Below are 23,599 nucleotides of genomic sequence, written 5' to 3' on the forward strand. Positions count from 1 at the left end.
ATCCATGGTCCCCATCCTTGAAGGCGACCGGCGTCTATCCCGCCCCCCGCCAACCGGCGTCGGTCGCCCCACTTCCTGTTGCAGGCTTTTTTGCGGACTGCTGCGCCAGTGCCGATCTGCTACAATCCCTTATGGCCGTCCGAATAGTGGTTTTCTTGGCGCTTCTTTTCGCGTTCGCCTACGGATTCGCAAAACTCGTGGAACGTTATGGCAGCGTTGGCGATCGGCCCTCTCGATGTGGTCAATTGTCGACCTTTGGTTGCCCGGACCCGAATACGCCACCTCTCGCGCCTCAACCAAACGGGTAGAACCTGGCAAGCATTGGTGAGCGGAACTTGAGGGTAACACCGAGCTGACGATGAGTTCGCACACAATGTGCGCCGTCCGAGCATAGGCGTCGCGCCTTCCAACGTTGGTGACCCACTCTCGATAGCTCGCTGCGTCCATCAGAGTAGAGAGCCAAAACACCGTCGCTAGCGCCGTTGATGCGCGCCGTCACTAAGACGATCCCCTCGAAAGGTTCCGCGCCCTGTCTACTTGCCATTGATCCGATCAACCCGCCAGCAATGCTGGCGGAAACGATCCCAGCCAGTGCTGTCGGTGAGAACCCTGCACCCTGAGGAGCAATCCCAAAGCCAGAAATGCGCTCAGGCAGAATAACCCGCCAAAGAACGCGGTGAGAATCGCGGCTGGACCGATCCCCAAGCCCGCCAACTCGTCGGGAGAGCCGCATTGCCTCCAACCGAAAACGAAAACCGCGTCTCGGCTACGATACGAACCCGTGGTTTGTTAGCTCGTGCGGAACTTTGAGGTTCGCTGCAATTTGCTGACGGCAGCTCCCACTTCTGATCCAGGTTCGCTGCTCCGGTCCTCGCCGGATCAGGCTGCCTTCCTAGTGGCTGCCCTGAACGGATGATCCATGGTGAAGGCGTCGGGCCGAATGGACCGCTCAACCTGAGCCCATGTCACTGGATGCGCGATTGGAAACCCGGGGCGGGCTCGTGGGGAGAACGCACCTACGGCCGTGTTGCCTCTCCCGTTGCGAAGGTAGTCGATGAAAATGCGTCCCATCCGTGCTGCCGGTGCAGCGGACAAAAGGTAACGGTCGGGCTGAACGTTGATAAGACTTCGGGCAAGCGACTTGGCTAGTTGCCGGGCGCTGTCGTGGGTCATCTTTGGTTCAATAGGCGCCATCAAATGGATGCCCTTGCCGCCGGTGACCTTAGGCCAACTCTTCAGACCTGCAGCCTCCATGATGTCGCGAAGCGCCAGGGCCGCTTCGATCACCTGCTTCCATTCGACGCCCTCGCCTGGGTCGAGGTCGAGAACCACGCGATCGGCGCGATCGATGTCATCAATGGTGGCGTTCCAAGGATGAAGCTCCACCGCATCCATTTCGACCAGCCCGAGCAGACCAGCAAGATCGTCGACCCACACGCGCACTCCTTCGCCTCCCTCGCGCTTCTGGACGCGTAACTGATGCACGGCCCTCGGAATGTCGGGCAAGGGGCCCTTGTGATAGAAAGTCGCCCCATGGGCATGCCGGACCAGTTTCAACGGTCTGTGGCTGAGATGAACCAGAGCTTGGTCGGCAACCTGCTCCCAGTAGCCCCTAAGCTCATGCTTGGAAGGCGACACCGCGTCTGGCAGCAGCTGCAGGATGTTCTCACGAGGCACACCGCGTTCGTTGGCCTCGTGCCGCCGCTTAGATGGGGCGGGCGGCTTTGCGGGGATCGTGACGAGGTCTTCACGAAGGCCCTTGAATACCGCTTCCCGCAAGATGCCGCGGTCGGTCACGCCGCTGAACTGCACCTCGGCCAAAACGTCCGGCCTAACCCATGTGGCCTTGGGCTTGTCGATCGGCTCCGACAATGGCGACTTGTCGATAATCAGCGGGTCGAGCCGCTCGTGGACCTGCCGCGCGGTGATCAAGCTGTAGCCGCTCTGCGCCTTCCCGGCATAAACCAGCCGGTCGCCTTCAGGCCTGCCGATGTAGAGCGAGGCGATGCGACGCGGGTGAGCGCCAAGCTTCTCGACAAAAGCCACGATGGGAAAGGTGTCGCTCTTGATGCATTTGATCTTGACCCAGCTTGTCTGGACGCCGGAGCGATAGGGGGAATCGGCGCGCTTGGAGACGATGCCCTCCAACCCCATCTTGCAGGCGTGGGCGAACATGTCCTTCCCGCTTACCTCCAGATGCTCGGCATAGGTCAGGGTCGGAGCTGTATCTTTGAGCAGCTTCTCCAACGCAGCCTTGCGTTCCGAAAGCGGCTGCTGCCGGAAATCGCGCCCGTTGAGATGAAGCAGGTCGAACGCGTAGAACATGAGCCTCGACGAGTTCGGACTGCCTAGCTCCCGTTCCAAGGCTTGATAGTCCGGCAGCCCAGTATCGCCTAAGACCACAGCCTCACCATCGATGATCGCGGATTTCACCGGCAGGCTCGCCGCCGTCTGAACAATTCTCTTGTACCGATGCGACCAGTCGTAGCCTCGCCGGGTGAAGGCTCGCGCTTTTCCACCTTCGAGGATAAGTTGAGTCCGGTAGCCGTCGTACTTGATCTCGTGAAGCCAGTTGCCGCCATCAGGAGCTTTCTCCACCAGCGTCGGCGATTGAAACTCGATGAACGACAGCCGGTCTTCGGTCCTGCTCATGTGCTCGCGACTCCCGGAACCGGGAGTCAAACCGTGCGACGGCAATCAGTTCCGAGAACTTTAGCAAAAATGCATATAACGGGCTTGCGGAGCCAGTCTGAAGGGAGGAGAACCGCGCCACGCGACCTACGTCGGGCAGCTCCGCGCGTGCCCCCGGTTGTCGGTACGCGGGTGTATCATTTTAATACAATCCTCAATTGGTGGACTTGTGCGATACACCGGCAGCTAATTCGTCCGTCAGGCCAAAAAGGGAGAGAGGCCGCGAAGTGGGAGAAAGCGATGTCCGTGCAAAAAGAAGACTATCGAACGAACAGGGCTGACTATGCGATTGCTGCGAAGCGCGGCGGTGCGCTTGCTGATGGTGGCGACTACGTCGAGTTACTGGCACGAAGAAAGAAGGCGCTTTGGCTTAAGGATCGGCGAACCGCCAGATTGGCCGCAAACCCCACGGAAAGTTCGTTGGGATCCAGACCTAGACTGCGCGGATAGCGCCAGCTCTCAGTACGCTTGGCGGGCTTTCTGGATAAGCATTACGATCAGTCACGAATCCAGAACAATCGCCAGGTGCCGTGCTGCCGCACATTCCACAATCAGTTCTTGGAGGCCAGCATCAGTCAATTTGGTCCTCGTTTTTTTCCGAACGATCCTGATGGCCTCGTGAACGGAGATGCGCGCGCCCTTGCCTCGATCATCCAGGTAGCGGCCGATCTCAATCACCGCGTCGGCGTCAACGTCCTTGGGCAAGTCGCGCATAGCCTTTCCCCCAACCGGGAAGCTAGACATGCTTGCTGCAAAAAGCAAAATCCCGCCGCGACCGCAGGGTGCCGCTCAAAGGCTGAAATATGAGCGATGGCGATTGAGAGCGGCTGGCAGCCTGGGCTGCGCGTCGCTCGCCCGAAAAGTCGCATACCATCGCCTCGAATTCTACTTCGGTGTTGGAACGGATCAACGGCCGCTTTTGACGTCAGCAACGAGGCGCTGACCGGGAGGGTGATCGGTTTTGGCTAACTTGCTCCATGAATTTTGATGCGCAGCTCAGGGGCTGCTGCACTCTAAGATCGTCCTCCACGAGGTGCCCGTTTCCTAGAATTGTCCCGGATGCGGTCAGCCGGTCGATCGGCGGGATTTGCGTCAAGTCTTCTGGCGTAAAGTGCCTAGCCATGAGCCTCTGCAGCCGGAGTGACCTGCGACAATCCTCGAATTTCCGTCGACGAGTACAGGGAAGCCACACTGAGCTGGGCCACACCCTATTCCCTTGGTATCAAACCGACATTTGAATCCTTTACGGGCTGCATTAGCTTACACAGCTAGAGTCTTAGCTATTGGGAGGTAGCTATGATCGTAAGCTATATAGACATGGCGCAGGCGATGATTGACGCCAGCTTCCTGTCTCAGCACCGTTCTATGGCCGACATTACCTCACTTCGCGGTGACATAGCCCAAACCCGGCGCGCAATCGCGGCATCACGCGAGCTTCTAAAGCGGCTTCGCCAGCGCAAGATAGGGGAGGCACTCAGAGACGCTGAGCACCACCGGGTATCCGCGTGGGATGCAGACATCGTCCGCAAGGTCTTTGAGGATTTGGTCGTGGAAGTGAAGACGCCAAGGTCTCAATGGCGCGCCGTCGCTCAGTACCTGGTTCACGAGTTTACCGGGTCCGAGCGTGTCGAGCCTGCGTTGGTTGGATTGGATCATCAGGAAGTAAGGCGCTAACCACCGCGCGGTGGAGCTTAGGGTCGAAGGAACAAAGGGTACGCCTTTTTGTTCGACTCCAATGGTGCTTTATTATTTCGATCTAACCGATAACGGAACCGCCTACCCGGACACCGAAGGCACCGACCTTCCGAGCCTGGTATCCGCTGAAGATGAGGCAGCAAGGGCGCTGCTGGAAATAGCAAAGGACAAAATGCCGGACGGCACCTTCCGAGAGGTCGCCTTGCATGTACATGAGGGTACCAGCAAACCGCTCTTTGTGGTAAAAGTCACGTTCGAACTATTACGCAACGGGTCTGATAGTGATGGAGCCGTGGGAACCTGAAGCCTTACGCAATGTAAGCGCTCGTATGTACCAGCGATGGGCGGCGGCACAGATTGACGATCTTCGCTTGAACATTGAAGACACTCGCCGCGTTATCGAAGAGTCCCGCAAGCTGCTGGATCGGCTAGCAGCCAAGCCAGGCGCAAATGAACCCTTAGGCTCGGAAAAGCCCCAGCGCTTTGGTCCGGACCGGATTTCAGGCGGGAGCTATCTCAGTGACCGGTCGGCGGCTTCGTGACCGTAACCACGCCCGCTATCGCCAACAGCCCCGCTCGATCCCGTATTTGTGACCTCTCCCCGCCGGGCTTGAATCAGTCCCTGCCCCTTGAGCACCTGGAATGCCAGCGTCACACCCGGGCGCCTCATCCCAAGCATTATCGAAAGGAATCGTGCGTGATCGCCAGCCTGTTGCCGATGACGCGGTCCGCTCACATCAGGAGCCACCTTGCCAGTCTTTCCTGCCGCCAGATTGGGCCAACCAGCGTTGTGACTGCCGACGGGCGTCATTCGAACGGATGAACCAGGTACCTGCCAGACAGTGGCGTCTAAGCGCTACTCCTGCTAGGCAAGCGAACGGGCCGCCGCGCGGTTTAGCCTGGGTCCATGGTGTGCTATAATTCGCCTCATGGGACAGAAGGCAAAGCAGAAGGCGAACAACCAGGCGACGGAACGTCCAGTCGATCGCGAGCGGGCGCGAGAAGCCGAGTACTACGCCCGCAAGGTCGGCATCACCAGAGACGAAGCTCTTAGAATCATCCACGAAGCCCAGGTTCCGAAGCTTGCCATAGTCCACAAGGGCGGCGCGAAGGCAAAATAGGCATCGCAGTCGGCCTTGTTCTGTTTTGCCCTGCCCTTCTTAGGAACAAGCGCGACAGTGTCGAGGCCGAGCGCGGCTCATCTGCGTCGCCTCCCAAGACAGCCACGCCTAATCCATGGGCTCTACTTGACCGTGTGACCCTCGTCCTATCTTGTCAGCGCGCGGCGGACCTCCGAGCCGCCATGGCCGGCGCGGTAGACTCAGGCACTGCGTCGGCCGCCTCCACCTCCACCTAGCGTGACTTCGTCGGGTCGACATTGGCAGGCTTGACGGAACGCTGTCCCAGCCGATCGGCCCTCAGACGAGCTGTCTTGGCTTCACGGGCTTTGCGCTCCGCATCGATGACGACGCGAGATACGCGGTCAGCCCGTTCGTGCCTTAGCTTGTCAACCTTGCGCGGCATATCGGTCCCCTAAAATGGTCGCCCGCGCCCCTCGGCAGAAGCGCGGGCAGTTGAGGCCCGGACCTCAACCGGCGGCGAGCCCTGGAGAGCCACTGCCACCAATCTACCAACCAGCGACAGTCGTTCAGGTTCCAGGGCCGCCGCCTTTGCCGATCGCACAGGGCCCGCCTCACTGGCGAGGGAAGCGGCCCGGCCAGGTCTCGGGGACCTGACCGGCAGCACGGGAGCTGCCGCTTTTCGAACCTGCCGACGAATATCAAGTTCCCATATGCCCGCCGGCCATAGCCAGCGGGCAGTCACATGGGACGACCGCCCGGGAATAAAGCGGGCCGGCTCCCGAACATTGGTCTCTGACACATGTTCCAGCAGCCCAACAAAGAGGCCATCGGTTGGGACCCGGGGCACTTCCGGAGTGCTTGGACCAACCAGCATAGGTCAATCGAGGGCGGGAGTTGGGTGGCTACCCCGACAAGCTTCGGGACGTTGCCGCAGCTAAGCTCGAAGAGGGCACTGCTGAGGTTAAGAGGATCGCAGCCGAAGGCTATCAGGCGGTCACCGAAGCTGCGCGGCAGGCGTCGCGCGAAGGCACGCTGACCGACAAGGTCCGCGAGGTCGTCAGGTCCGCGGCCGAAAGTACGGAAAATGCGGTCCGCCAACGGCTCGCCAACTCTAAGCAGTCTCGGGAAGAAGGTGCTGGCCAGAAGCCTCGCGCCGGCAAGCCAAAAAAGCCTAGGCGGCCTTGAGCGATTAGACATAGACCCGGAAAAAACCCGTGTCGCGATGGAGCTTGGGACCGAACCCCGCGCGGGACTTTCTCACTGGTGTGGAACGCTTCCCTTTGTCGCAAGTTTGCCCCTTCGGGACATCAGGCATGAACTTTGTCCGGGAAAGTTGATACCTTCCGTCGAGGAAATCCATGCTTGAGGCGTGGCGCATTGCGAAGGCCAGCGTGGCGGGCTTCATTGCCGACGGCGCTCTCAGTCACGGTGCAGCCATGGCGTTCTTTGCGGTCACGTCACTTGGACCTGTTTTGTTGCTGGTCGTGGCCGTAGCGGGCCTGGTGTTTGGACACGACGCCGCACGCACTGCAATAGCCGGTCAGCTTTCTGGATTGATGGGACCCCAAAGCGCCGAGGTGCTACAAAGTGCGCTGCAAAGCGCCTCAAATCCGAAGTCGGGAATGATCGCGACCTTAGTTGGCCTGTGCACGTTGCTTCTTGCGGCATCCGGTGTATTTGGCGAAATGCAATCGGCATTGAACATAATTTGGAGGCCAAACCGGAGGAAGCTCGATTGCTCGGCTGATCCGGGCGCGGACGGCCAGCTTGGGATTGGTCATTGCACTCGGCTTTTTGTTGCTCGTCTCGCTGGCGGCGAGCGCAGCAATTAGCGCCCTCAGTGGCTGGATCAACCAGCTGCTGCCCTTCGGATCAGTCATCGTTGAAGGGCTGAACATCCTGTTCTCCTTCTTCCTTATCGCGCTGTTATTCGCAGCGATCTACAAAGTCCTACCGGATAGGGAGTTGCAGTGGCGCGATGTATGGTTCGGGGCATTTGTCACCTCTGCACTGTTCACCATCGGCAAGAGCTTAATCGGCCTTTACATTGGGAGCAGTGGCGTGGCGTCTTCGTTCGGTGCGGCCAGTGCGCTGATCGTCGTGCTGCTGTGGATCTACTACGCGTCATTGATATTTCTTCTCGGGGCCGAGTTCACTCATGCGTATTCCCTGGAACACGGCAGCCAACGGGGAGGCGGACAGTCCTCGCACAACAGTAGTCCTCGTCGGGGGCAGTGAAGCTGACTCCACGCGGTGCCTTTTCTTCAGCACTAACGCCTGTTCAAGGCGAGATTCGGGATTGTGAGATGCGATACGCAGCGCTGCGGGACTGCGTCAGCGTGGCCTGATGATCTCGCGCCGTGAGCCAAAGCCCAATGCTCGAGGTGGCGGGCTGCTGCGCGTGCCACCAATGAATTGATCCGGACGCGGCCGACCCCGTCGGGAACGCCGGAGACGCAGCGGGGCTCTGTTAGGCGGGAGCTCCGCATAACATCTTGAGCATTGTCAGCCTAATTCGCGCCAGTTTCCGCGCGGGAGCATCGAAACGCGGGTGGCAAGACTCAACGACAAAGTCCAACGTCATTAGATCAAGCAGAAATTGGTCGATCGTGTCGGTTGCACCGTCTGACCTTTCCTCTAGCTGTCTTAGCAGTTCGCGCGCCTGCTTCACCGCTGCCGTGTTGGGCATGTCTATCAAAGCCTCAAGCCGCTCGAAGATGTCCAATTCATCCTCACGTGCAACCGCAATGAAATGGGTGCGGCCCCTAATGTCCAGCGAAAGCGCAATGGTAGTACGAGGCGGGGTCGCTGGGTAGCCCCGCGGCAAGTCTAAAACGTGATGGCCGCCACGCCGTAACCAGCTCCGTCTCGACCGATCGTGAGGAAGGGCTCCTCGTCCGCGCCGCCTGGCTGGCTTATGTCGGAGACCTCACGCAAGCCCAAATCGCCAAGTCCCTTGGCCTAACTCGCCTTCGCGTCAACCGAATGCTGGCGCAGGCCCGCGAGCGGGGGATAGTTCAGATCCGCATCAATTCGAAGGTGGCGAACTGCATTGAGCTGGAGAACCGGTTGCGTCATAGCTACGGCGTCTCGGATCCAATCGTGGTTCCGACACCGCCCGATCCTGCTCTGCTACCCCAAGTCATCGCAGCCGCCGCCGGGCAAGCCCTGTCGCTCAGGATCCGCGACGGGATATCGGTGGGCGTGGGATGGGGTCGCACGCTCCAACTCAGCCTCCGGTCGGTGACCGTACGTCCGGTCAAAGGGATGTCCGTCGTTTCCTTGCTCGGCGGACTGACGCGCGGGTCGGCGATCAGCATCTATGAGATGGCGTCGCGGCTCGCTGCGCTTTACGACGCGGACTGTTTCTACATCGCCGCACCGGTGTTCACCGATACCGAGGCCACGCGCGATCTGCTGATGCGCCAGTCGATCCTGGAGGACGCCTTCAGCCATGCCCGCGACGTCGATGCCGCTTTCGTCTCGGTCGGTGCGGTGCACAAGGACGCCACCATTTCGGATCGGGCTGATAGGCGAGGACGATCTCATATCGCTGCACCAGGCAGGCGCCGTCGGCGATATTTGCGGCCACTGGATCGATGCCGATGGACAGCTCGTCAATCACCCGCTCAACCATCGTGTGATAGGCCTCGCTCCTGAAAGCCTGCGCGACATCGACACCGTCATCTTGCCCTCCGGTGGCCTCGACAAGGTTCCGGTGCTGCGCGCGGTGCTGCGTCTCGGTGTCGTCGATGTTTTGATCACGGACGAGCAAACCGCTGCGGCGATCCTTGCAGAAAAGGCCCTAGCGTAGACGGGCCTTCAGCATCGGTTGCCAAAGATCGAGTGAAACAGCGCCTTGCGCGCGGCTGCAACGGGCCAGGACAAAGCCAGGACCACGCTTCTTATGCAGTGGTCGCAGGGTCAATCCCTGCATCGCCTACCAGCCAGCGCACCGATCCCGTTGGATGTTACGCTCAAAGCGTTTTCACTGAAAAGGCAACTGGCGCGAAATTATCGCATGATCGCTAAATCAGTCCTCTGCGAACGTTCAGGTGAGTGAACGCCGTCACCAGGATTGCGCCGACCATGAAGTAGAGCGTGGGAATGGCGTGGCCGTTGTGGAACTGGAAACCAGCACAAAGGAGGGCTAGCACAACGGCGAGAAAGGCGGTTAGACGCGAGAAGTTATCGGACATGGGGCGACCTTTGAAAACGGGTGGCCGCCCTCAATCGGCCGCGCGCTCTATAAAGCGATTTGCACCGCCCTGCAAGCTCGGCCTGGTGTAGGCTCTTGGCCCGACACAACCCGACGCTCACAGGTTTTCCACTGTGCCCTGTTGGGGGCGCAGCGGGCTGGCGAAGCCCGTCATGACACATTGTGCCACTCTGGCGCCTCCCGTGGACTGGTGCCGGCCGGGCATGGCGGGTATCGAAATCCTGCCGTCGAACACGCTCCTGATCCTCGCAATCTCGCTAACGTTACGCGAATAGCCGCGGCCAGAACCTGCCGAGTGCACACGAATTTACGCCAGAATACGACCCTTTTCGCCACGTTTCGATCTCTCAGTGCACATGGAGCGCACACAAAAAATGGCCACCTACACAAAACTCTCGTCCGGCTCCTGGCGTGTCCAAGTCCGTCGCAAAGATCGCTACGTCAGCGAGACCTTCCTGCGCCGCGACGACGCACGGTGCTGGGCGACGGAAACAGAGCGCCAGGTCGATCGCGGCGAGACGCCGACCAAGTCTCCTTTAAGACATCTGGGGAAGTGTAACCTCGCAGCTCTCGGTCGCGAACGGCTAATTCGTTTTGGTCGCGATGGGGCCGCCCAAGGTGCCGGATTCGTCTCCACCGAAATAGGCCTGGAGGAAGAGGAAATGGAAATCTCTGACGAGGGAGATCTTATCGAGAGCCGGACTCCAAGTTTCTGCCGATAGTTAGGCCGCTTCTGCTGCCGTTCGTACGGATTTACGCGGCTTGTGTCGAACGACCACATCAACTTTGTAATCGAGCCGGCCCAGGCACCGAACAAGGCGATCGATTGAAAACTTCCCCGTACGGCCGGTGACGATCGCTGATACGTCTGGCTGTTTCATGCCAAGCAATTGAGCCGATTTCGCCTGGGTCAGGCGCCGACGCTTGATAATGGCGCGGATCTCACGAGCCAGCTTGGCCTTGAGCAATTCCTCTTCGGGATTGTCAAAGCCCAAATCCGCAAACACATTGCCGCTGCTTACTTCGGCGGTGATGTTTTCAGTCATACCTTGTTCCTTTCCCATAGTTTTCGCGATAGTGCGCCTCAGCCGCCTTCAATCGCGCCGTAACGAGATCGATTTCGGCTTGGGCGCCCTTCTTCGATATCGACAAAGCCTGGTGGGCGGCGCGGGGCCTGCAGATGGCGGCTTTGCTCTGGGGCATTCCTCGAGGCGAACTGGCACTGCCTCTCGCGTATCTTATCGAGAGCGGGGGCCTCCCTTTTGCTCAAACGGGAATATTTCCGGCGAGAGGTCGAAGTTCGACTGATTTGCGTGGCCACCAACAAGCGTCCAGCTGCGCCATTGTGGGTCGAGACGCACCCCGGCTGGCGCGGCGACGTTAGAGAATCTGGCGCGGAGCCGAATGGAGTCGCCCTGCGCGCGCCGGGCCTGATGAACTAGGCGTAGCGCCCAAGTCCTAGCCTACCTCTTGCACAAAGGAACGCGTCGACTTCGTAAGCGTTGACTGCCATTCAGCGAGTGGCCGCATGCACCTTATCCAGATCTTGCTTCCCCGAGCCGACAACGGCGGCCAGCCTTTTCCGCGGGAAGATTTCGATCGGGTCAAGGAGGAACTGGCGAGCCGATTTAAAGGCGTTACGGCTTTTCTTCAGGCGCCTGCGGAGGGCCTGTGGCGGCAAGGCGCGGAATCTGAAAGAGACGACATCGTTATCTTCGAGGTGATGACGGAAGAAATCGATCTGGCGGACTGGCACGACCGCCGCGCGGAACTCGAACGAAGATTTCGGCAGGACAAGGTTATCATCCGCTACATGCCGATGGCGCTCGTCTAGGTCGACGCCCGGCCTTCGACGTCGATCCGCAAGAGCGAATACGATCCCGAGAGCGAGGTTTTCTCCGTGTGGTTCGCTGCGAGTGGCAAGCGCCATGACTACGAGGGTTCCTGTGGAGGTCTACACCGCATTCCGAAACGCCTTCGCCAAGGCCGATTCTTCAATGACAATATCCGGGACCGTTTTCACTATCGGCTGATCTCGGACGATTAACGATTTCCGGTGAGGCGACGCTCCCGCCCCCGGCTCGGCGTTTGCCGCGCCAGCAGGCTTCGATTCCGGCGAGCCTTTGTGCCGTAGAAAAATCGACGAGAGGACCATTACCGCTGTAGTTGGAAAGATTCAAACCAGAGGTTGGCATCCATAAGGTAGCTGACAAGAGACTGTACCTCCCCGCCGTGGCGAGGCGCCTGGTTCGCCGCGCCGAGGCCGTGCTCTTCATTGTAGGCTGGTATGACCCGACCAGATCATGCCCCACGCGCCAAATCGGAACAGTGCTACCAAAGCGATCTCAGGCCATTGTGCCGAAAGAATGTTTTCGCGGCCGCCACACCGCTTTTTGCGCGCGCTCGTACAACAAGCGTGAAGCAGAGGTTGGCTTAGATCCAAAGCACTCGCTTGGGAAACGCTAGGCGGCGGCCCCGTAGCTCGGCATTCTCGACGGCGGAACCTGCCGACTGCCATCACCGTCACGGCACTCGAAGATGTAGACATCGCCGTGGCCATTGCCGGCCGCGGTAAAGGCAACGTCATCGAAGTTGCCGCTGCGTCCTAGTCCTTTAGCCGCAATGCCGAAAGTGGCTGTCTGCACCAAGATAGCCCGCGCCCGATCGAGAGCCGCGTCGTCGTTGCCAGCTTCGATACTCGCCATGTCGACCGTGACACAGTCTCCGCCTTCACCCCAAAAGACAACACGCAGGATGGGCTCTCCGGTTGGCGAGGTCGCGCGCGAGACATCGGTTCGAACAATTTGCACTGCGGAACTCCTTTTTGGATGTGTCGAGCCTGCTATAGCTTGACCGCCATTTCGCGGCTCCAGAGCCGAAGCTTGCGGCAGGATGCGATGAACTTGGCGACAGCCTTCGGATCATAGAGCCCAATCAGGCCCTCGTCGGCTTCCGGATCGACGCCGGCCCTCTGCAACAACGGAATGCTCCCCGAAGTGAAAGCGATGAACTTGCAGTGGGCGAAAGCGTCGGCAACGAAATCCCGCGCAGCAGCCTCACCAGTCAAGCGCTCAGCTCCCTCTTCAGAGAGGAGGAGCGCAACCGCGTCGAACAGGACTGAAGGCCCGCCGTCGATCATGTGCTTCGCCGCTATCCAGCTTCCGTCGGCGGCTTCGACGCCGCCGACCTTTGGCGCGACAACCTCCATGACGGCGCCTTCTTTCTCGATCGCCGACTGCAACTTCTTCAGCAGCGAGGCATCGGCGCCGGGACCGACGAGCACTCCGACCTTGCGGCCAGCGAAACTCTCCGGCCCGTTCTCGATGATGCTGAGCGCCGGCGACGGTTCGAGATCGCGGGGCGCAACAGCGGCGTCCGCAGGCTGAGGAAGGTCCTTCATGCCGAGTTTATCGGCAACGGTTTCGGCAAGTCCCTCATCGATATTTAGAAGATGCGCGACCATGCGCTCGCGGATAGCGACCGTCTCGACCTTGCTGAGCTCGAAGGTGAGGGCCATGGCGACATGACGCTGCTCCGGGGCGGTCTGGCTGTTGAAGAACTGGCGCGCCTGGCTGTAGTGGTCCGCGAAGCTCTCGGCGCGTAGTCGGACTTTCTGGCCCTGTTCCGCGTCGGCGAACGACCTGAACCCGCGCTCGCGAGATTCGCGCGGTCCTTCGCCAAACGAATTCGGCTGGTAGTTCACGCGTCCAACCGGGTTGCGCATGGCCATGTGGCCGTCCTGCTGGAAATGATGGAACGGGCATTTGGGCGCGTTGATCGGGATGTGCGTGAAGTTCGGACTGCCCAGCCGCTTGAGCTGTGTGTCGAGATAGGAGAAGTTGCGGCCCTGTAGTAGGGGGTCGTTGGAGAAGTCGATGCCCGGCGGCACGTTCTGCGTCATGAACGCGACCTGCTCGGTCTCAGCGAAGAAGTTATCAGGCATACGGTCGAGCACTAGGCGACCGACCGGAATCGGACGCAGGATTTCCTCCGGAATGATCTTGGTCGGGTCGAGAACGTCAAAGTCAAAACTGTCGGCAAACTCCTGGTCGAATAGCTGAAGGTTGAGCTCCCATTCCGGGAAATCACCGGACTGGATCGCATTCCACAGGTCGCGCCGGTGGAAATCCGGGTCGGCGCCGTTGATCTTGACGGCTTCGTTCCAAACCACCGACTGCATGCCGAGCTTTGGCTTCCAGATAAATTTGACGAAGGTGGATTCGTCCTTCGCATTGACCAACCTGAAGGTGTGGACCCCAAAGCCCTGCATGAACCGGAAGGAGCGCGGGATGGCACGATCGGACATGACCCACATGATCATGTGCATCGATTCCGGCGTGAGGCTTATGAAGTCCCAGAAATTGTCATGGGCCGACTGGGCCTGCGGAAAGGCGCGATCGGGCTCCGGCTTCACGGAATGGATGACATCCGGAAACTTGATAGCGTCTTGGATGAAGAACACCGGAATGTTGTTGCCGACCAAATCCCAATTGCCCTCCTGCGTATAGAATTTGACCGCGAACCCGCGAACGTCGCGCGCGAGATCGAACGAACCTTTCGATCCGGCGACAGTCGAGAAGCGCACGAAAACCGGCGTCTTTTCTCCGGCGCGCTGAAAGATGTCGGCGCGCGTGTAGGCGGACAGCGACTCGTAGGTCTCGAAAAAGCCGTGGGCGCCATAGCCTCTCGCATGGACGACGCGCTCGGGAATTCGCTCGTGGTCGAAGTGGAAGATTTTCTCCCGGAAATGGAAGTCTTCGATGAGCGCCGGTCCGCGCTCGCCGATCTTCAATGTGTTCTGGTCATCAGCCACGGGACCGCCTTGCGCGGTAGTCAGGATGGGGGTATCGGTATCCCCTTCCGCGACCTGGTGAAGCTCCCCTCCATTACCGCGCGTCAGCTTTTGATCATGGATCGTCGCGGGCTTGCCCGACGACTGTCTAGCGGTCTTGGCCATGCTAATATTTCCTGTTTGAGAAACCTGACTTCAGAACACTCTCAATGCCGGCCTCACCCTTAAGTTCCTTGTGACAGCGGCCCAGTTCCTCTTTTGGGAAAGACTGCGCCGGAGTATTGCCGCCCTTTCGAGAGCGGCCACCCCACCCTCTGGAACCAAGACCGCCGAGTGCAGTTTTGTCGGGGACAAAACTGAGGTGAACATTCGATCGCAAGCGCCGGGGAAGACGCTGATTTAACCGCCAGGCTTGCACGCGAACACGGCGTTTCCGACGTGAGGGCGGTCTTTCAAGCCTTGCGCCGCGGTGGCGGAACCATGGCCCACTTCAGCCATGCCGACTTCGGCGGGACGTCGCAATGGTCTTCCGGCATGACCATGGTCGGCGACATGTTCAACGACAGCCTTAAAGCAAAGCTCAATGCCATTGCGGGTGAACTGTCGAGGCACCTGCGAGCACCCCCGCAGGACCGGGCTGATGATCGCGCCACGCCGGGTCATGGTGGCTCCAGGAGCTTGGTGATCCTTCATCTGACGGATCTCAGAATGGTCTGCGCTACGCGGTGTTTCCCTAAAACGTCCCCAGTCATCGACGACCACGACATACGACACCAGCGACCAACAGATTTCGGGTGTGTCTCAAGCGCAGAGCACGGATTCCACGCTCACGTTGGGAAGCCAGCACGGCGTCGTCCGCGTTTCGAGTCTCGCGCAGGCGAATAAGCTCTGAGCCGGACGTTCCTAAGATTGGACTTTCGATGGAAATTGTCACGATCGTCGGATATCTCGCAGCCATATGTTCGATGACCAGCTTTACGCCGCAGGCCTGGAAAATCATCAGAACGCGCGACACTAACAGTATCTCGGCGCCGATGTACGTGCTGACTGTCTTGGGTTTTGCGCTATGGCTGACCTTTGGCCTGATGAAAGACGAATGGCCCATCATCATCACCAATGCGGTCTGCCTCATCCTCTCTGCATTCATCCTCCTGATGACCGTGCTTCCAAGAGCCAAGAAAGAAGCAGTGGCAGAGGCTGTCGACCCGACAGGACGCGCCGGGGATACTAAGAGTTGATCTCCATTGGACGGACAACCGACGCAATCTTCACTGAGGAGCCGGCACCCAACGCTGGCGCAAACTGAAGCCGAGTTTTCCGTAGACATTTGTAGCCAGGGATTTGGACCGAGGCTAAAGGGAAACGGTGATTATGCTTCGGCTCTTGCGAGAAACTGGAGCAGTTCCTTCGCTGAGTCGTCGGCGCTTCCTCCGCCATGAGGTGACCGCAATCAAGGCCCGCCCTTGGCAACAAGCGCGAAGCTTGCTGTGATCGCCCAGGAGATACGCAGCCATCCCTGAGCGCTCGCCGACAGTGTCCCAACCGTACCCCCTTCGAGGCGGCGGAACGCCATGGGAGCTTCACCAGGGCGGCGGCTCCCCTACCTGGAGGTGGTGCGCGATGCCTTCGACCGTATGGCTCGGCATGGGCGCAAACCTGCTGGGCTGTCAGCGAGAACGGGCCGAAAGCGTTCGGTCCGTTTTCGGCATGGCCGCACTCGAAAGCGCCTTTTTGCCTCCAAGGAGCAGCACCGCACTGGGCGCTGGACGAGATTTGGTGAGTACAAAACCGGCCGCAGGCGATATCTTGGACAACAGGAGATCAATTCTCGTCACGATACATTGGGAGGACGACGTGAACAATTCCACTGGTGGTTCTTTGGGCGTCGCTGTCATTACCGGCGCATCCTCCGGAATCGGCAAAGCTTTTGCCGAGCGCCTGGCCAGCGACGGGTACGACGTCGTGCTCGTCGCCCGGCGGCGCGACCGGCTCGAGTCGGTAGCCCGCGAGATTGAGGCCGGCGGCGCCTCCGCGGAAATCATCGTCGCCGATCTGGCGCTGTCGAAAGGCCTCGACAAGGTGGAACAGCGGATCCGGTCCGGGGACGTATCGCTGCTCGTCAACAACGCCGGTTTCCAGACCTACATGCCGTTCGTCGACCTCTCGATCGACCGCGCCGAGGAAGAGGTCGCCGTGCAGATAACTGCGGTCATGCGTTTGTCGCATGCGGCACTTCCTGCGATGATTGCGCGCGGCGAAGGCGCCATCGTCAATGTCTCTTCCCTGCTCAGCTTCAGCGGAAGCCTGAACTTCCCGTTCCTGCCGAAGCGCTCGGTTTATGCCGCAACGAAAGCCTTCGTCACCACCTTCAGCGAGCTTCTGGCGGCTGAACTCCAGGGCAAAGGTATTCGCGTCCAGGCGCTTTGTCCCGCAGTCGTCAGGACAGAATTCCATGACATCGACGGCAAGCCGGTCCTCAGGCCCAATGTGCCGGTGATGGAGCCGGCCGACGTCGTCAAGGCATCCTTGGCTGGCCTCCGGCAGGGTGACACGGTCTGCATTCCGGCCTTGGAGGAAGGGGGCAGGCTCTCCGCTGTCGCGGACGCAAATCGCGCCCTGTTCGATGCCGGTCGCGGCGCCCAACTCGCAACTCGGTATCGCTGACGGACGAAGCGCAGGCCTTTGTTGCTATGTAGGTTGCGGTAGCGGCGCCTGGTGAACGACGAAGTCTCAGTCGTGGCAAATCCCCACGCCCGATTGATTGCCATCGAGGAGACAGGCCAGCGCGGGATACCCGACAGCCAGATCGCGGACGGTCGCACTGCATCTCGCCATCCCAGTATGACCTTCAGCTTCAAGAGGCGGCCAAGACTTGTTAGACGCAGGAACGACTGATGTGGCTACGTCCATTGCCCAAGGATGGACACTGGAGAGACGGCCGAGACGCTCCACAAGCTCGCTATTGAGCATCTCGAACAGCTAAAGGCTACAACGGCCTAAACGCTCCGGCACGGTTCGGCATTCCGACACGCCACATGTCGGATTATTTGCATTCAAACGAATTTTGCGACGCTATAGATGCTGCCTCAACGTAAGTTCTGGGAGGAAAGCATGGCTCCGCACGAGCAGCATGCCGTTGAAATCATCCGGGAGAGGAAATGGTCGGTGCGTGTGACCGCCTATGGCAGCTCCCTCACGTTGCCCTTCGAAGCTGAAGAGTACGCCCGCTCATATGCGGATGGTCAGGCGTTCCGGCTCGGTGTCCAAGTTGTCGAACTCAGGAGGTGCGCTTAGCCGCAGCAATCGGGGAACCTTCTCCCGCGCTCGGTGTTTGGCCGCGAAGGAGAATTTATATGAGTGGACCGGGCACCATTTGGACGCTGAGTATCGTCGGACCTGTCATCCTCGCCTTGATAATCATCTATGCTCTGCTGAATCAAAGGAGGCTTTCACGGCGCGTGGAAATCCACCAGGATGAAGCGGTCAATAAGCTCTATGAGGACCCCCAAGGGCGCTCCTCACCGGCTGGCGCGGTCCGAGCACAAGAGGCAGAGATTCGACTTCGTCAGAAATAGCCGGCTCTCTTGCTCCTAACGGCGTTGCTGGGGTGGAGAGCTGTGCTAGGGGTCTCTAGCCCGGGCCCAAGGCGGCGGCCGTCGAAACGTCTTCGCGGGCACGTCTCGCAGCAGGGCATCGACGATTGCAGCCTTGGCCGGCAACCACGCTGCCTGCCAGGAATCGCCGTGACCGTCGCATGCGTCGAGCTGTTTCAGAGCAGGTCCAGCGTGCGCTGGTCGCGCTCGCCGCCGAAGAAGCGGTCTAGTGCCTCGCGGAAGATTGAGCCGTCGACGCCGGCGGTTTCGCCAAACAGCGTCATTGATGAGCAGAACTTCACATCGTCTGGAGAGCCGAAGATTTCGTGTGCTGAGCGGCCGTTTACACCAAGAGCCGCGGCTGTCGCATGATGCAGGCGTTCGCCAAGAACGGCATCGGCCAGATACGCCCGCGCTTCATCCTTGGACGAGATGCCATAGTACTGCGCGTTCGGCGAGTGTCCGAGTCCACGCAGCTGCGGGAAAACAAACCACATCCAGTGGGAATGCTTGCGGCCAGCGCGCAGCTCGGCCAGGGCGGCTTCGAAGACCGGCTCCTGGGCGGCACGAAAGCGCGCCAAGTCGTATGGATCGTCAAAGGCCATGCTTAGCTGACTGGCCGGTTCTGGCGTGCGCCGGCGAATAGCGCGCGCTTTAGTCGGTGGCTGCAATAATATACCCCAACCAAATATGCAGATCGTCGCTGGCCGCGAATTTTGTAAGTTCGTAACGGTTCCAGGGCATGGTGGTCTCACATCTTGTAGCCGGGCTTTTTTAGATCTTGTCCCCCTGGTGGATGAGGTCGGGAACAATCGAGGTCTGGTCGCCATTGTAAAGATCTCCGGCAATGACCAGAGCATCGACACGCGCCGCTAGGCAAAGGTCCACTATTGGAGCGAATGCCTGTCGGCTGGCATCACCGACGAGCTCGGCGACCTCAGAATTTCTGAGCGCGAGCGAGCGTAACGGGAATCGAGATGGATGTCGGCCGTATGAATAGATCGAAATTTATTCCGTGAACTCTCCAAGCCTGAACAGAGGGCTGTAGTTCGTCCAGATTAGCAGAAAGGTGCTACAGGCAGTTCAATGGCCTGATGAAGACTGAAAGCGGCATCCTTTCCTATTTGGGTTAGCCCAGCAACCTGAACCCTCGCAGCATCGCCGCGTCGTCAAGCTCGGCGTTCAATCCTTCAAGGCGTCCCGAATTGCGTCCTTTGCCTTGCCAACCCCCTTTTGCAGGCTGCCTTCGGCCTTGTCGGCGGCCCCATCAGCGCGAAGCTTGTCGTCGCCCGTTGCCTTTCCGACCTTGTCCTTTACCTCGCCGCGCAGCTTCTTTGCTGAGCCCTTGACTTCGTCCTTGTGCATGGTCCTTCTCCTCGGTTGATCAGAACCAACGTGTGCGGCATCTGAAATGTTCCAGAGGAGCAGGAATAGCCACGTGCCGGCGCCGTGCCACCCCACCCCGATGCGCTAACCTCATTGCACACCTTCCCGAATGGCGGCGGGTGATAAACGCCATTCTCCCGCAGTTGATTGCACCTTTTGCCTTCGAACAGCGACCGAAGCTTTGAAGGACGGTGAGGTGTACTGACCATTTCCAAGGGAAACGTTTTAGTTCCATCGACGTTGAGCTCATGTCAGCTCAGGGAAACATCGATGGACAGCGAAGGCACATCCGGTCTCCACGGTGATGAACCGGTCGCCGTTACCGATCGGGCTATGCCTGATGTAAAGGAACTGGCTACGATAGCCCTACAACGGACGAGAATGCCGATGGTGGTGACTGACGCCACCCAGGAAGATTTTCCTATCGTACTAGCGAACCAGGCTTTTCTGAACCTCACGCGCTATGGGGCAAGTGAGGTGCTTGGACGCAATTGCCGGTTTCTTCAAGGCGCAGCGACATCCCCTGCGGCCATCGCCGAGATCCGAGCAGGATTGCAGGAGGAGCGTGAGATCAACGTCGAGTTGCTGAACTACCGGAAAGATGGATCGGCGTTCTGGAATCTGCTGCACATCAGTCCAATCCATGACGACGATGGCCGTCTGGTTTACCATTTCGCATCTCAGATAGACCGCACAGATTTTCGCAGGATCGAGAGCCTAGAAGCGTCAGAGCATCGGTTGCTTTTGGAGGTGGACCATCGAGCCAACAATGTACTTGCCCTTGTCGACAGCATCGTACGCTTGACGAGATCTGACGACCCCGCGCTATATGCCGCCTCGGTCCAAAGGCGCATACAGGCCCTGGCTAGGGCGCATGGCTTGTTGTCGCAGCGGGGCTGGCACGAGATTCCATTGCAGGAAACAATCTCGTCTCAGATTGAGCCGTACGGAGCGTCTCGCGCTCTGCTGGATGGTCCGGATGTCATGCTTGCAGCGCATTCTGTTCAGCCCTTGGCGCTGTTCATTCATGAACTAGCAGTCAACGCCGCTTCCCACGGCTCGCTTTCGAAAGAGACGGGTCAGCTACAAATAAAATGGCAAGCCAGACCCCAGAATAATGGTTTTATCCTCGAGTGGCAGGAGACCGGCGGACCGCCCCCACCCACGCCTCGGCGAAAGGGTTTCGGGACACTCATGACCGAAGCTACAATACAGCGACAGCTTCAGGGGTCGTTACACCGCGAGTGGTCCGATCAAGGGGTAAGGATCGTAGCTGAAGTGCCCAACGTCACAGTCTCGCGATAAAGAGAGGCTGCATGTCCATGGCGGTCTCTGCCTAGCATTGTGCTCGCACCTGAACGCCATCGTCCTTCTGGTTTGCACGATGGCTGCTTCGGCAGCGACAACCCTGCTGCCGCAATCCAAAGCTTGCGGAAATGAAGAGCAAAGGCGGACCGGTTCCGGGCTCGACCTTGATGGGCCCGCGCAAGCCGGCAAGCGAGACGACAGCGCCCGCTTCGCCGGACCAGGGGTCCAACGGCACTATATTCGCTTGAACTAACGCTTGCTGTTCCTGGCCCGCTGACTATGGTTGAGGGTTCCTGAGGCGGCACGGGATATGGACTTGCCTCGTCGATCAGTTCGATCGCACCTGCTTGGTTTGATCGCCGCCGCGGTTGTCCCGGTTTGGCTGTTTGCCGGCTATTTACTAGGCCAGTATGCCCTGCATGAACGATATCGTTTTGAACAGGATGCCGTGCAAACGGCTCGACAGGTGTCGCTCGTTGTAGAAGGCGAGCTCGCAAATCTCCAAACCATTCTCGACGGCCTTTCCAAATCCGCCGCGCTCGCGAATGGCGATCTGCGAGCCTTCCACCGCGAGGCGCTCGATCTTGTCCATGGGACGGACCGGACGATTGTCCTGCGCGATCTTGGCCGCAATCAGCTGATGAACACCGAAATCGGCTACGGCGCCGCTTTACCGTCCGTGGAACCGATAGCTGCTGTTGACCGCGAGAAACTCAACCGCTCAGGTGTTTTCGTCAGCGATGTTTTCACCGGCAAGGGGTCAGGCGAATACCGCGTTGCTGTTGCCATCCGGGTGCCCGCCCCGAAGGGGGAGGACCTGCTTCTTTCGCTTTCTGTACCGACTGCCCGGATCCGCGATGTTTTGATGCCGGCCGTACCGGAAGGATGGACTGTGGGCGTGGGAGATCGCGACGGAAACTACGTGGCACGTTCCAAGTTGCACGACGAATGGACCGGAAAGCGCGGATTGCCCGAATACGTGGCAAAGATCGTTGGGCGCTCCGGTTCCTTTACATCCCACAACTTCGAAGGGGTGACGCTGCTGGCCGGCTACTACAGATCCCCGTACTCTGATTGGTTCTACACCGCAAACGTGCCTCTTTCAGCGGCGCAGGCGCCGCTTTGGCGCTCGCTTGTGGCGATTTGCGCGATAGGTCTCCTGTCGCTCCTTGTTTCCGTTGCTCTCGGATATGTCGTCGGCAAGAGATTTACACAGGCCACCGCTGAACTGGCGACACGGGCCGAGGCGCTCGGTCATGGCCGCAGCGTCGAACCCCTGTCGACTTCCGTTACGGAGTTCGCCACCATCGCCCAGGCGATGGTGGACGCAGAGCGTGCGATCGCCGAACGGCGGTATGAGTTGGAGGCGGTGTTGGAGACAGCGCCGGCGGCGGTCTGGTTTACTTATGATCCGAAAGCCCTTCAGGTGATCCGCAACCGCTTCGCGGCCGAACTCATGGGCCTGCCGACGGATGCGCACAAATCCTTCGGCAGGCCCGAGCTCGTCATCGACACCGTGGCCGTCAAGGACGGCCACATAGTGAGCCGCGAAGACCGCCCACTTAGCCGCGCCATGCGCGGGCAGCTGACCGATCATGAAGAGTTCGCCTACACGCTGCCATCAGGGGTCGAGCGCTTTCTACTTTCCAGCGCACGTCCAATTCGCGACCCGGCCGGCGACATTATAGGCGCCGTACAAATCAGTCTCGACATCACGGACCGCAAACGCGGTGAGGAGCACCTGAAACTGTTGACCAACGAGCTGAACCATCGCGTGAAGAATATCCTTGCTGTGGTTCAGTCCATTGCCACCCAGACACTCCGCAACGCCACAAGTTTGCCCGAAGCAGGACGCACGCTCTCCAGCCGTCTCGTCTCGCTGGCCAAGGCTAACGACCTGCTGACGCAGCAGAACTGGAGTGGCGCCGACGTCAAGGATCTGATTGCCACATCAATCCGCTCACACGCTCCGATCGAGCGCTTCAAGATCAGTGGCGAGTCTGTTTGGCTTCCACCGAACGTCGCTCTTTCAGCCGCTCTTGCTTTTCATGAGCTTACGACGAATGCGCTAAAGTATGGAGCGCTGTCGAACGATACAGGCACGGTGTCGATTCAGTGGAAGCTTCTCGGTCAAAAACAGCATCGCTGGCTGGATCTAGAATGGCGCGAACGGGGAGGTCCGGCTGTGGAACCTGTCGAGCGAAAGGGCTTCGGCACGCAGCTCCTCGAGCGTGTATTCGCGTCCCGCACCTCAGGACGTGTCACTCTGAAGTTCCTTAAATCGGGACTGATCTGCAACATGCGAGTGAGTTTTGCGTCTGAGCTCAATCCCGTGGTGGACAACAACGACACCTCCGAGCGGAATCGTAGAAAGTTTTCCCGGCAACGCTCCGGGTGATCGAACGCGCCGCTCACCCGGGACGCGAACCGCTATGGCGGTTGCCACTGGCGGTCATCGGGTCATCACCGCTCACCCATTCGTCGGGATCTCTGTCCACGTTGGCCGAGGCATCGTTCTTGCGCGTAGGTCTTCCATGCAATCTCGTGTCGCCGCGGTTCATTTGAGTGATGTCTAGCGCCAACCTAATGGTGGAGGTCGGTCAGGCCTTGGCATCAAGCGGGGGGCTGCGCTTGGCCGCTTCGCTGAAGGTCGAGAGCATCCTGTGCCGGCTCGGCCTCAGTAAGTCATCGACGGCCTCAATGTCCTCGGCCGCCGCCCTCAACTGGCAGCCCCCTCGCCCAGGCGCACCGAGCCAAATGCCCGGTGAAGCGCTCGACCTCGACGCTCCCTGAGCTAGGGGACACCGCAGGTGACAGGCTATGCGGCCGAGCG

20 protein-coding genes and 4 pseudogenes are annotated in these 23,599 nt (G+C 59.5%); 12 read left to right on the top strand and 12 right to left on the bottom strand.

What is annotated here, in order from left to right:
- Nucleotides 1-357 precede the first annotated feature (357 nt).
- The 3 genes and pseudogenes from FJ434_RS30160 to FJ434_RS11390 all read right to left on the bottom strand — a co-directional run.
- A pseudogene (locus tag FJ434_RS30160) lies at nucleotides 358-477 on the bottom strand (Crp/Fnr family transcriptional regulator); the annotation flags it as partial.
- A gap of 402 nt (nucleotides 478-879) precedes the next feature.
- Nucleotides 880-2,652 carry a DNA ligase D gene (gene ligD / locus FJ434_RS11380; protein ID WP_140746953.1) on the bottom strand — a complete coding sequence of 591 codons (1,773 nt, stop codon included), beginning with the start codon at nucleotides 2,650-2,652 and terminating at the stop codon, nucleotides 880-882.
- A 540-nt stretch (nucleotides 2,653-3,192) separates the two neighbouring features.
- Nucleotides 3,193-3,405: a hypothetical protein gene (locus FJ434_RS11390; protein WP_140746956.1), complete on the bottom strand. Its 213-nt coding sequence runs from the start codon at nucleotides 3,403-3,405 to the stop codon at nucleotides 3,193-3,195.
- A 582-nt stretch (nucleotides 3,406-3,987) separates the two neighbouring features.
- On the opposite strand from FJ434_RS11390, the gene FJ434_RS11395 reads away from it, so the two are divergent.
- Together FJ434_RS11395 and FJ434_RS11400 are read left to right on the top strand one after the other, a co-directional pair.
- Nucleotides 3,988-4,365 (top strand): hypothetical protein, encoded by a 378-nt coding sequence (locus FJ434_RS11395; RefSeq protein WP_140746959.1) that lies wholly within the window; start codon nucleotides 3,988-3,990, stop codon nucleotides 4,363-4,365.
- A 61-nt stretch (nucleotides 4,366-4,426) separates the two neighbouring features.
- Nucleotides 4,427-4,690, top strand: coding sequence for a hypothetical protein (locus FJ434_RS11400; protein ID WP_140746962.1), 264 nt, complete (start codon nucleotides 4,427-4,429; stop codon nucleotides 4,688-4,690).
- A gap of 288 nt (nucleotides 4,691-4,978) precedes the next feature.
- On the opposite strand, the pseudogene FJ434_RS30165 reads toward FJ434_RS11400, so the two are convergent.
- Nucleotides 4,979-5,151: pseudogene (locus tag FJ434_RS30165) on the bottom strand (helix-turn-helix domain-containing protein); the annotation flags it as partial.
- 164 nt (nucleotides 5,152-5,315) lie between these two features.
- Between FJ434_RS30165 and FJ434_RS11410 the strand changes: the two are divergent.
- From FJ434_RS11410 to FJ434_RS11435, 6 genes and pseudogenes are all read left to right on the top strand, one after another.
- On the top strand, nucleotides 5,316-5,507 hold the full coding sequence (locus tag FJ434_RS11410) for a hypothetical protein (RefSeq protein ID WP_140510713.1): 192 nt from the start codon (nucleotides 5,316-5,318) through the stop codon (nucleotides 5,505-5,507).
- Between the two features lie 855 nt (nucleotides 5,508-6,362).
- The gene (locus FJ434_RS11415; RefSeq protein WP_140714649.1) at nucleotides 6,363-6,653 is read left to right on the top strand and encodes a hypothetical protein; all 291 of its coding nucleotides are present in this window, start codon (nucleotides 6,363-6,365) and stop codon (nucleotides 6,651-6,653) included.
- 173 nt (nucleotides 6,654-6,826) lie between these two features.
- Nucleotides 6,827-7,300: a YhjD/YihY/BrkB family envelope integrity protein gene (locus FJ434_RS30585; protein WP_348640963.1), complete on the top strand. Its 474-nt coding sequence runs from the start codon at nucleotides 6,827-6,829 to the stop codon at nucleotides 7,298-7,300.
- The gene (locus tag FJ434_RS30590) at nucleotides 7,236-7,706 is read left to right on the top strand and encodes a YhjD/YihY/BrkB family envelope integrity protein (protein ID WP_348640964.1); all 471 of its coding nucleotides are present in this window, start codon (nucleotides 7,236-7,238) and stop codon (nucleotides 7,704-7,706) included. The genes FJ434_RS30585 and FJ434_RS30590 overlap by 65 nt, the downstream gene beginning before the upstream one ends.
- 747 nt (nucleotides 7,707-8,453) lie before the next feature.
- A pseudogene (locus tag FJ434_RS30170) lies at nucleotides 8,454-9,282 on the top strand (sugar-binding transcriptional regulator).
- Between the two features lie 779 nt (nucleotides 9,283-10,061).
- Nucleotides 10,062-10,409: a hypothetical protein gene (locus FJ434_RS11435; RefSeq protein ID WP_181165887.1), complete on the top strand. Its 348-nt coding sequence runs from the start codon at nucleotides 10,062-10,064 to the stop codon at nucleotides 10,407-10,409.
- On the opposite strand, the gene FJ434_RS11440 is transcribed toward FJ434_RS11435, so the two are convergent.
- The 5 genes from FJ434_RS11440 to FJ434_RS11470 form a co-directional block, all read right to left on the bottom strand.
- On the bottom strand, nucleotides 10,410-10,733 hold the full coding sequence (locus tag FJ434_RS11440) for a helix-turn-helix transcriptional regulator (RefSeq protein ID WP_140714627.1): 324 nt from the start codon (nucleotides 10,731-10,733) through the stop codon (nucleotides 10,410-10,412).
- Between the two features lie 467 nt (nucleotides 10,734-11,200).
- On the bottom strand, nucleotides 11,201-11,617 hold the full coding sequence (locus FJ434_RS30595) for a hypothetical protein (protein WP_181165888.1): 417 nt from the start codon (nucleotides 11,615-11,617) through the stop codon (nucleotides 11,201-11,203).
- A gap of 24 nt (nucleotides 11,618-11,641) precedes the next feature.
- Nucleotides 11,642-11,842 (bottom strand): hypothetical protein, encoded by a 201-nt coding sequence (locus FJ434_RS30600; RefSeq protein ID WP_348640965.1) that lies wholly within the window; start codon nucleotides 11,840-11,842, stop codon nucleotides 11,642-11,644.
- A 307-nt stretch (nucleotides 11,843-12,149) separates the two neighbouring features.
- Nucleotides 12,150-12,497: a hypothetical protein gene (locus FJ434_RS11465; RefSeq protein ID WP_140746968.1), complete on the bottom strand. Its 348-nt coding sequence runs from the start codon at nucleotides 12,495-12,497 to the stop codon at nucleotides 12,150-12,152.
- 32 nt (nucleotides 12,498-12,529) lie between these two features.
- Nucleotides 12,530-14,644: a catalase gene (locus FJ434_RS11470; protein ID WP_140746971.1), complete on the bottom strand. Its 2,115-nt coding sequence runs from the start codon at nucleotides 14,642-14,644 to the stop codon at nucleotides 12,530-12,532.
- Nucleotides 14,645-15,399: 755 nt separating this feature from the next.
- Between FJ434_RS11470 and FJ434_RS11480 the strand changes: the two genes are divergently transcribed.
- Entirely contained in the window at nucleotides 15,400-15,717 is a 318-nt protein-coding gene (locus tag FJ434_RS11480; RefSeq protein ID WP_027146084.1) for a SemiSWEET transporter, read from the top strand.
- A 382-nt stretch (nucleotides 15,718-16,099) separates the two neighbouring features.
- A complete protein-coding gene (locus FJ434_RS11485) occupies nucleotides 16,100-17,143 on the top strand; it encodes an SDR family oxidoreductase (RefSeq protein WP_140746974.1) in 1,044 nt (347 codons plus the stop codon).
- Nucleotides 17,144-18,248: 1,105 nt separating this feature from the next.
- Here FJ434_RS11485 and FJ434_RS11495 read toward each other — a convergent pair.
- The 3 genes and pseudogenes from FJ434_RS11495 to FJ434_RS11505 all read right to left on the bottom strand — a co-directional run bounded on the left by FJ434_RS11495 (nucleotide 18,249) and on the right by FJ434_RS11505 (nucleotide 19,437).
- Nucleotides 18,249-18,677, bottom strand: coding sequence for a DUF1810 domain-containing protein (locus FJ434_RS11495; protein WP_140746977.1), 429 nt, complete (start codon nucleotides 18,675-18,677; stop codon nucleotides 18,249-18,251).
- A 205-nt stretch (nucleotides 18,678-18,882) separates the two neighbouring features.
- Nucleotides 18,883-19,100, bottom strand: a pseudogene (locus FJ434_RS30180) (DNA repair exonuclease); the annotation flags it as partial.
- 154 nt (nucleotides 19,101-19,254) lie between these two features.
- A complete protein-coding gene (locus FJ434_RS11505; RefSeq protein WP_027143691.1) occupies nucleotides 19,255-19,437 on the bottom strand; it encodes a CsbD family protein in 183 nt (60 codons plus the stop codon).
- A 291-nt stretch (nucleotides 19,438-19,728) separates the two neighbouring features.
- Between FJ434_RS11505 and FJ434_RS11510 the strand changes: the two genes are divergently transcribed.
- Both FJ434_RS11510 and FJ434_RS11515 read left to right on the top strand, forming a co-directional pair.
- On the top strand, nucleotides 19,729-20,763 hold the full coding sequence (locus FJ434_RS11510) for a PAS domain-containing protein (RefSeq protein WP_140746980.1): 1,035 nt from the start codon (nucleotides 19,729-19,731) through the stop codon (nucleotides 20,761-20,763).
- Between the two features lie 313 nt (nucleotides 20,764-21,076).
- Nucleotides 21,077-23,164: an HWE histidine kinase domain-containing protein gene (locus FJ434_RS11515; protein WP_140746983.1), complete on the top strand. Its 2,088-nt coding sequence runs from the start codon at nucleotides 21,077-21,079 to the stop codon at nucleotides 23,162-23,164.
- The last annotated feature ends 435 nt before the right edge of the window (nucleotides 23,165-23,599 follow it).

Origin of the sequence: Mesorhizobium sp. B2-5-13 (assembly GCF_006440535.1) — a bacterium.
Taxonomy (GTDB): domain Bacteria; phylum Pseudomonadota; class Alphaproteobacteria; order Rhizobiales; family Rhizobiaceae; genus Mesorhizobium; species Mesorhizobium salmacidum.